7 protein-coding genes are annotated in these 8,469 nt (G+C 42.3%); 4 read left to right on the plus strand and 3 right to left on the minus strand.

The features are described 5' to 3' along the window. Nucleotides 1-233: 233 nt before the first annotated feature. Both VF500_RS17525 and VF500_RS17530 read right to left on the minus strand, forming a co-directional pair. Entirely contained in the window at nucleotides 234-1,460 is a 1,227-nt protein-coding gene (locus VF500_RS17525; protein ID WP_330860923.1) for a pyridoxal phosphate-dependent aminotransferase, read from the minus strand. A 132-nt stretch (nucleotides 1,461-1,592) separates the two neighbouring features. Then, nucleotides 1,593-1,991: a DUF1573 domain-containing protein gene (locus VF500_RS17530; RefSeq protein WP_091207513.1), complete on the minus strand. Its 399-nt coding sequence runs from the start codon at nucleotides 1,989-1,991 to the stop codon at nucleotides 1,593-1,595. A 136-nt stretch (nucleotides 1,992-2,127) separates the two neighbouring features. On the opposite strand from VF500_RS17530, the gene VF500_RS17535 reads away from it, so the two are divergent. The 3 genes from VF500_RS17535 to VF500_RS17545 all read left to right on the plus strand — a co-directional run bounded on the left by VF500_RS17535 (nucleotide 2,128) and on the right by VF500_RS17545 (nucleotide 6,229). Beyond that, complete coding sequence (locus VF500_RS17535; RefSeq protein ID WP_330860924.1) at nucleotides 2,128-4,563, plus strand: alpha-ketoacid dehydrogenase subunit alpha/beta; 2,436 nt, start codon at nucleotides 2,128-2,130, stop codon at nucleotides 4,561-4,563. Between the two features lie 72 nt (nucleotides 4,564-4,635). After that, nucleotides 4,636-5,214: a nitroreductase gene (locus tag VF500_RS17540; protein WP_330860925.1), complete on the plus strand. Its 579-nt coding sequence runs from the start codon at nucleotides 4,636-4,638 to the stop codon at nucleotides 5,212-5,214. Nucleotides 5,215-5,437: 223 nt separating this feature from the next. Then, nucleotides 5,438-6,229 carry a murein L,D-transpeptidase catalytic domain family protein gene (locus VF500_RS17545; protein WP_330860926.1) on the plus strand — a complete coding sequence of 264 codons (792 nt, stop codon included), beginning with the start codon at nucleotides 5,438-5,440 and terminating at the stop codon, nucleotides 6,227-6,229. 69 nt (nucleotides 6,230-6,298) lie between these two features. Here VF500_RS17545 and VF500_RS17550 read toward each other — a convergent pair whose 3' ends face one another. Then, nucleotides 6,299-7,741 (minus strand): L,D-transpeptidase family protein, encoded by a 1,443-nt coding sequence (locus VF500_RS17550; RefSeq protein WP_330860927.1) that lies wholly within the window; start codon nucleotides 7,739-7,741, stop codon nucleotides 6,299-6,301. Nucleotides 7,742-7,965: 224 nt separating this feature from the next. Here VF500_RS17550 and VF500_RS17555 point away from each other — a divergent pair. Continuing rightward, a partial coding sequence (locus VF500_RS17555; RefSeq protein WP_330860928.1) for a glycosyl hydrolase occupies nucleotides 7,966-8,469 on the plus strand: 504 nt, incomplete at its 3' end.

Here is an 8,469-nt window from a genome sequence, read left to right on the forward strand (position 1 = left end):
GCATCTTTAACGCGGAATAACAAGGGAGACGCAGTGTGCAGCACAACAACAGCAAACATAGCTATCAACCTTAAATTGTTTATCCAGTTAATATTTTGATGTTTGCCAGGGCTAATTGTTTGGCTAAATTTCATTGAATAAATGTAGTCTATATGCGATTGATCGGTTAGGGTAAAAACAGCAAAACCCGTTTTGGGAGCGGGCTTTGCGTTAGATAAAATGAGTAAGATGAATTAATTGCCAACTGCTAACTGTTCACTGGCAACTGTCCGGCCCGGATAAACCTTCAATGCTTCATCCAAACAAACCATAGCCTTTTTAAGATCGTCGTTATTTAAAACATAGGCCATACGTACTTCGTTTGAGCCTGCTCCTGGTGTGCTGTAAAAGCCGGTGGCAGGGGCCATCATTACTGTTTCGTTATCGAGACTGAAGGTTTCAAGTATCCACTGGCAAAATTTGTCGGCATTGTCAATAGGTAATTTGGCGACCACATAGAAAGCACCTCCCGGGTTAGGGCAGTAAACGCCATCCATTTTGTTCAATGCATTTACCAGGGTATCGCGCCTGCTGGTATATTCTTTATTTACGGCTTCAAAATAGCTGTCGGGTGTATCAACGGCTGCTTCGCCGGCAATTTGCTCAACCATGCCTGCGCTTAAACGGGCCTGGGCAAATTTTAATGCGGTTGTACGCAATTCCTTGTTTTTAGTGATCAGGCACCCTAATCGGGCACCACATGCACTGTAACGTTTACTCACAGTATCCATTATCACCACGTTTTCCTCAAGCCCGTCCATATGCATTGGCGAGATAAATGAGCGGCCGTCATAACAAAACTCACGGTAAGCTTCGTCCGAAAACAGGTATAGGTCATGCTTTAAAACCAATTGTTTCAGCGCTTCCATCTCTTCTTTCGAATACAAATAACCGGTAGGATTATTGGGATTGCAGATGATAATAGCTTTGGTTTTATCGGTGATTAGCTTTTCAAATTCGCTGATAGGGGGCAGGGCGAAACCATTATCAATATATGATAGTATTGGTTTCACTACAATATCGCCCTGACTTGCAAAGCCATTATAGTTGGCGTAAAAAGGCTCGGGGATGATCACTTCGTCGCCCGAATCAAGGCAGGCCATCATGGCTATAGTAATTGCCTCCGAGCCGCCGGTCGTAACAATAATATCCTCAGGGGTAATATTATAGTTCAGTTTGTTATAGTACTCCGTAAGTTTTTTACGGTAGCTTAATGTGCCTTCGCTTGGGGTATAGGCCCAAACTTTAAAATCAATGTTTTTAATGGCATTCAGCATGCCATGGGGTGTAGCAATATCGGGCTGGCCGATGTTGAGATGATACACCTTTTTTCCATCCTGCTTAGCTTTATCAGCAAAAGGTGTTAATTTACGTATCGGTGATGCGGGCATCCGTTGGCCCTTTTCAGATATTTTTGGCATCCTGCAAAATTACTAAAAATGAAAGTATTGTTTGTAAAACCTTTGTAAACGAAAAAAGACCCGGTTTAGGGTCTTTTAAATGTTATTTAAATATCCCCGTTGATATAAAGGGATATATCAAGCACGTAAAAATTACTTGCTCGCCGCGGGTTTAGCTACAACTTCACCAACAATGTTCAAATATTTTTCGGGTGTTACGGCGTTTGATTTAACAACAATGGTTTTGTTAAATGGCGCAGCAGCAGCGGCATTGTAAGTAATTTTGATGGTGCCTTTATCACCGCTTTTTACAGGGGTTTTAGTGTAATCGGCAATGGTACAGCCGCAGGTTGGCCTTACTTCTGTTAAAATAAGTGGCTCTTTACCAACGTTGGTAAATTCAAACACGGTAGTAACGGGAGTGCCTTGTGGTATTTTACCAAAGTCATGCTTTTCTTCGTTAAATTTAAACTCAGCTTTTCCGCTATCTTGTGCTGATGCGGTGAAGGCAAAGCCTAATATTACCGCGCAAATCATTAATATCTTTTTCATACGTTATATTTGATTATTACAAATATAAAAGGTTTAATGTAATTACAAAACTATTACTCAAACTCCGGGTTTTATCTGTTAGTTTGCCTAATACAGAATAGAATTTTATACTTTTACCGTCTAAACAAAATTTTATATGCCTGAAACTACAACACGCGCTACCAGTAAATTTAATACTGCCGAGCTCAGTTTTGATGATTTCAAGAAGATTGTTATTGATGATTATCGTATTGGTTATGAGAGCCGTCAAGCCAGTTTGATAGGTCGCAGGGAAGTACTAACGGGCAAGGCAAAGTTCGGTATTTTTGGCGACGGTAAAGAGGTTGCACAACTGGCAATGGCCAAGGCTTTTCGTGCCGGCGACTGGCGCGCGGGATACTATCGCGACCAAACTTTTATGTTTGCTACCGGCATGAGCAATATGAAAGAGTTTTTTGCTCAATTATATGCTAATCCCGATATCGAAAAAGACCCCGCCTCTGGCGGCAGGCAAATGAACTGTCATTATGCTACTCGTTTTGTAAATACAGATGGAAGCTGGGTTAACCAGGTTGAAACAATGAACAGCTCGTCGGATATTTCAACAACAGCGGGGCAAATTCCCCGGTTGTTAGGTTTGGCTTATGCTTCAAAATTATACCGTCAAAATAAAGAGCTGGATTACCTTAAACAGTTTTCAATTAACGGTAACGAAGTGGCATTTGGCAGTGTAGGCAATGGAGCTACGTCCGAAGGTTCGTTTTTTGAAACCTTTAACGCGGGTGGGGTATTGCAGGTGCCTATGGCCATCTCTATTTGGGATGATGCTTACGCCATTTCGGTTCCGGCAAACCTGCAAACCACCAAAGAAGATATTTCGGAGGTGTTGAAAGGTTTTCAGCGCGAAAATGGCAGCAATGGTTACGAGATATTTAAAGTTCGCGGTTGGGATTATATCGCCCTATGCGAAACTTATGAGCGCGCCATCAATATTTGCCGTGAAGAACATGTACCAGTGCTGATCCACGTTACTGAAATGACCCAACCGCAAGGGCATTCAACCTCGGGCTCACATGAGCGCTATAAAAGTAAGGAACGCCTGGCATGGGAGGATGAGCATGATTGCTTGCTAAAAATGCGCGAGTGGATGATCGCGTCGGCTATTATAACCGAAATTGAACTGGAGGAGCTCGAGGCTGAAGCAAAGAGATTTGTGCGCGAATGTCAGCGCGAAGCGGCTAATGAATTGGCCGTTGTTATAAAAGGCGAAATTGAGGAAGTTTCAGGATTGTTAGATGCTTTTGCTGAAACAGTTCCATCTCAAAAGGAAACCATATCAGCTTTATCAGCCGGTTTAAGCTCAAGTGTTGATGCTGGCAGGCGCGAGATCTTTTCAGCTATCCGCAAAGCGCTACGCTTAACTACCGCCGAAAATAACATCGAACGCCAGCTTTTAACAGAATGGTTAAAAGTTGAAGGTGTAAAAAATGCTGAACGCTACAATTCAAAATTATTTACGGGTACACCAGAATCACCTCTTTATGTGCCTGTTGTGCCTGCTATCTATAGTGATGATGCAAAGGTGATGGACGGGAGGGAAGTATTGAATGCCGCTTTCGACGCCAACTTTGCACGTGATAAAAGTATCGTTGCCTTTGGTGAGGATTTGGGCGCGATAGGTGATGTTAACCAGGGGTTTGCCGGTTTACAGGCTAAATACGGAGAGATCAGGATCAGCGATACCGGTATCCGTGAAACAAGTATTATAGGGCAGGGTATGGGTCTGGCAATGCGTGGTTTAAGGCCGATTGCTGAAATTCAGTACCTTGATTACTTGATTTATGCAATAACCATCATTAGCGATGATATCGCCAGTTTAAGCTATCGTACTATGGGCGGGCAAAAAGCACCGCTTATTATCCGTACCCGTGGTCACCGACTGGAAGGGATCTGGCATTCCGGTTCACCAATGAGTGTTATTTTAGGGTCGATGCGCGGCTTCCATATTTGTGTGCCCCGTAATATGACACAGGCTGCCGGCATGTACAATACCCTGTTAAGGGGTGATGAGCCCGCATTGGTAATAGAGTGCCTGAATGGCTATCGCTTAAAAGAAAAATTACCGGCAAACGTTGGGGATTTTACCGTACCGCTTGGTAAAGCTGAAGTTTTAAAAGAAGGAAATGATATTACCGTGGTTTCCTACGGCTCAACATTACGTATAGTTCAGGAGGCATCTGAAGAACTGGCCGCTATGGGCATCAATATAGAAGTGATAGACCCTCAAACATTATATCCTTTTGATACAGAGAATGTTTGTGGTACTTCGTTAAAGAAAACCAGCAAGCTGCTTGTTGTTGATGAAGACCTTCCAGGGGCAGGTTCTGCCTATATCCTGCAAAAAATATTAGAAGGACAAAATGGCTACTATGCACTTGATGCTCAGCCCAAAACGCTTACAGCTAAAGAACACAGGCCTCCTTATGGTTCGGACGGCGATTACTTCAGTAAACCATCAGTTGACGATGTTATTGAAACCGTTTACGCTATGATGAACGAGGCTAATCCTTCAAAATACCCCGCTATTTATTAATAAATTATAATTACAGGTTGGTGAAATTAGTGATCCATAAATCATTAATTTCACCAATTGTTTTTTCAATCTATGGACAATACTTTTTTAACCGTCGCTGAAAATATTAAAACCCGCCGTACTGTAAAGCCGGCCATGATGAATGGCCATAAGGCACCAAACGGACATATTGCTGCATTACTTGAGCTTGCTGATTGGGCGCCAACCCATGGCTTCACAGAGCCCTGGCGCTTTATTGTTTACGAAAACCCAGAGCAGTTTTGTGCTGAACATGCGGAGGTTTATAAAAAGAGCATATCTGCCGAAGAATTTAATGAGGCCGCTTATAATAACCTGAAAACGCTTGGCAATAAGGTTTCGCACGTGATCATTACTGTTATGCAACGTGGCGATCTGCCGAAAATACCGCCCTTTGAGGAAGTTGCAGCTGTATCAAGTGCTATTCAAAATATCCTGTTGGGTGCTACTGCCTTAAACATGGCTTCATTTTGGAGTACTGGTGGCGCCATCCTGAAACCCGCATTTAAGGAGTTTCTGAATTTAAGAGAGGAAGATAATGTGATGGGCGTATTATATCTTGGTTATGCCGATCAATATCCCGAAGGGAAACGCACCGTTCCGCTGGAAGATAAAATTAAATGGGTTAAATAAAATTAACCCATAACCTTTCCTTTTTTCGCTCCGTATAACAGTCGAAAATATTGCTTAGTTTTAAATTTATTTTCATTTGAGTAAAAAATACTATTTAACTCATTTGGATTTTAAGTTTTAAAGTATATTTTTGTGTTAACCTGTTAACATCAGGTTAACCTTCTATCCAAACCCTGTTACTACACCCTAATTAATTAAAATTAAATTAAACTCAGGCAAGCGTATGAGGAAACATTTTTTGTGGGTTACTATGGCGATATTTCTCCTTTCAGCAACAATTTTAAGCTGGAGATCGGATGGTGCAAACAGATCAGTGAGTGCAAAGAAAAAAAATGCAGCGTTTACAACAAAGGAACTATTTGAGCAGTACGTTAATAATTTATATGAAGCAGCTCATCTTGGAGAGACTGGTTTAGCTTTTAACGTATTTGAAAAGGCAGTAACAGGTTATACCAATTTAAAGCTTTCACATGCGGTGCCGCAAAGCAGCAACGTGCTTACGGTGGTTGATTTTAGCAAATCGAGCCGTGAAAAGCGTATGTGGATCATTGATTTGCTAAGCAAACAATTGGTGCTTAATACCTGGGTGGCACACGGATCAGGAAGCGGCGACGAAATGGCCAGCCATTTTTCAGACGCTAACGATTCGCATGAAAGCAGCCTCGGATTTTACATAACCGACAAAGTTTATAACGGCAAACATGGCCGGTCACTATATCTTGATGGTATGGACGAAGGCTTTAACGGCAATGCCCGCATGCGTAGCATCGTTGTACATGGCGCCAATTATGTTGGTCCGGCGGCCATTAATGAACAGGGATACATAGGCAGAAGCTTTGGTTGCCCTGCAGTATCGCCAAAGGTGATCAATAAAGTTATCAGTACTATTGCCGGCAAAACCGTTTTCTTTATTAGCGGAAACGATGAGTCGTACTATTCAAAATACCTGGATGAGGCAGGGCCGCTTAACTTAATGGCGAGCGCTGACACCTCATTCAATTTTGCTAAGTTTTAAATCCAACCCCAACTATAAACCAAATCATGAAGCCCGGCTTACTTAAAAGTTTGCCGGGCTATTTTTTTGTTATTTTGCCAAAAAGTTTTGCAGGTGTGCGTAAAGTACAATATCCAAGCCGTAAACATCAGGGCGGTATTGGATAGCACCATTTTCATCGGCCCAACAGGTTACGTAGGTGATGTAAATAGGCGTTTTCTTTGGTAAGCCGATATTGGTTGGCTCCGGTTTATTCGCTATCATATCATTTGCAATGGTGTCGATATCAGCGCCTTCGCCAAATAGATTCTTTGCCAGGCCGAGGGGATCGCCCAGGCGCACGCAGCCATGGCTCACCGCTCTCATTGTTTTATGGAATGCGGCTTTATTAGGCGTATCGTGCAGGTAAACGCTGCTGCGGTTTTTGAACAGGAATTTGATCTTACCTAACGAGTTATCTTCGCCGGGGCGCTGTTTAAATTCGTATTCAAGGTTATCAGGGGTTACCTGTGTCCAATCTATCGTTTCCGGGTCGGCTATCCTTTTGCCATCTTTAAACACATCGATGTTTTTATTCGCCAGGTAAAAACGGTCATCTGCAGCTTCAACAATGATCTCTTTAGTTGCGATACTGCGCGGAATGTTCCAAACCGGGTTTACTTCCACGCTATGGATCACACTGTTTAATATCGGCGTTTCGCGCGGGAACGGTTTATCTGCCCGGGCGGTATCGTCAAAATGCTCCAATGTGTTTTGATTTTCCATATTACGCCCCTGGCCAACGCAAACCTTCATATTTAAAACCGATTTGCCATCCTCCATAACATCAAGCCTGAAATCGGGGATATTTACGATCACATATTTGGGTTCGTAGGGCTTATTCCGCCAGCGTAAGCGCTCAAGGCTAACTAAAAAATAACGTTTGCTTTCTTCTTTCGAAAGACCTTCAATTGTAACGCTGTCCCTGTATGCCTTCTGTAAGGCTAAATACTGTGGGTTTTTAGGCTGGATGCTATCAAGAAACGTTTTGTAATCCCCTCTGCTTAAAGTAGCAAGCATGGTTGTGCTGTCGGGCCTGCGGGTGGCCATAAAATATCTTGAATAGATCTTTTTAGGATTAATGACCCCGTACTGTAATGCATTGGAATATTTTACGAATGCCCCGGCGGCTAAAATTTCGAGTTTAGCAACAGTTTCATATGCTTCATCAATGCTTGTGATCGCTGTTTTGTCTTTGAGTTTAGCAACAAGCGCTTTGATCTCTGTCGATGGATATATCGCTGGGTCAAGACCATGCTCGTTGATCTTATCAAGGTATTCCGGCAAGGCTTCGAGGTCGCCGTTGTTTAGGTGGTTTATTACTAAGATTGGCTGATAGTCGTTCTTTTTAAAAAATGATTCGATAACAAGTGGGTTGGCTGTTTTAGACCTGTATTTTGCGAATACTCTTTTGAATACGGGGATGTATTCTTCAGTGTCGGCCTTTTTGAAAATCTCATTTTGTGTGATCCTGAACATGTCTTCAGCAATCATTTCATGCTTTTTTTTGCAGCTCTGAAATACAAATAGTAGCACAAAACACGTGGAAAGTATAATCGGGATAACGTGTTTCCTAAAGAGGATAGGTATCATATATACGAAAGATAGTTAAATATTGCATACGAATAGCAATAGCCATACCATAAAGGGCTACGCTTTTTATTTATTTTTGAACACAGCCATTTTACGCCGCTAACTCAAATTTGTATTTAATTAAAATGAAAAAACTGCTTTCTCTTGCCTTGATTATATCATTGCCTTTCATGGCATTAGCACAGAGTTTTAAACCCGTAAATAAAGAAGCATCGCCTGAAGTAAATAAATTGCTCAACTTCCTTTATAGTATAAAAGGTAAGCATATTTTATCAGGGCAGCAAAACTATAACAGTGACCGTGACGTTTTTTCAGACAGTGCCAAAGCAATTACAGGACATTATCCAGCTGTGTGGGGTTCAGATTTCATGCTTTGGGGAGATAAAGACCTGGGGCAGGACCTGGTTAATGAAGCTAAGCAGAAATGGCAGGATGGCTATCTGGTAACACTCATGTGGCACCAGGGACGCCCGTTAGACAACCCTCCATATGATTGGAAACAAAGCATCCAGGGGAAACTTACCGATGCGCAATGGAAGGAGCTGACAACACCCAATACTGATTTGAACAAGAAATGGCTGGCCCAGATTGATGCAATAGCAGGTTACCTGAAACAGCTGAGGGATGCC

The sequence above is a fragment of the Mucilaginibacter sp. genome (assembly GCF_036383575.1).
In the GTDB taxonomy this organism is placed as follows: domain Bacteria; phylum Bacteroidota; class Bacteroidia; order Sphingobacteriales; family Sphingobacteriaceae; genus Mucilaginibacter.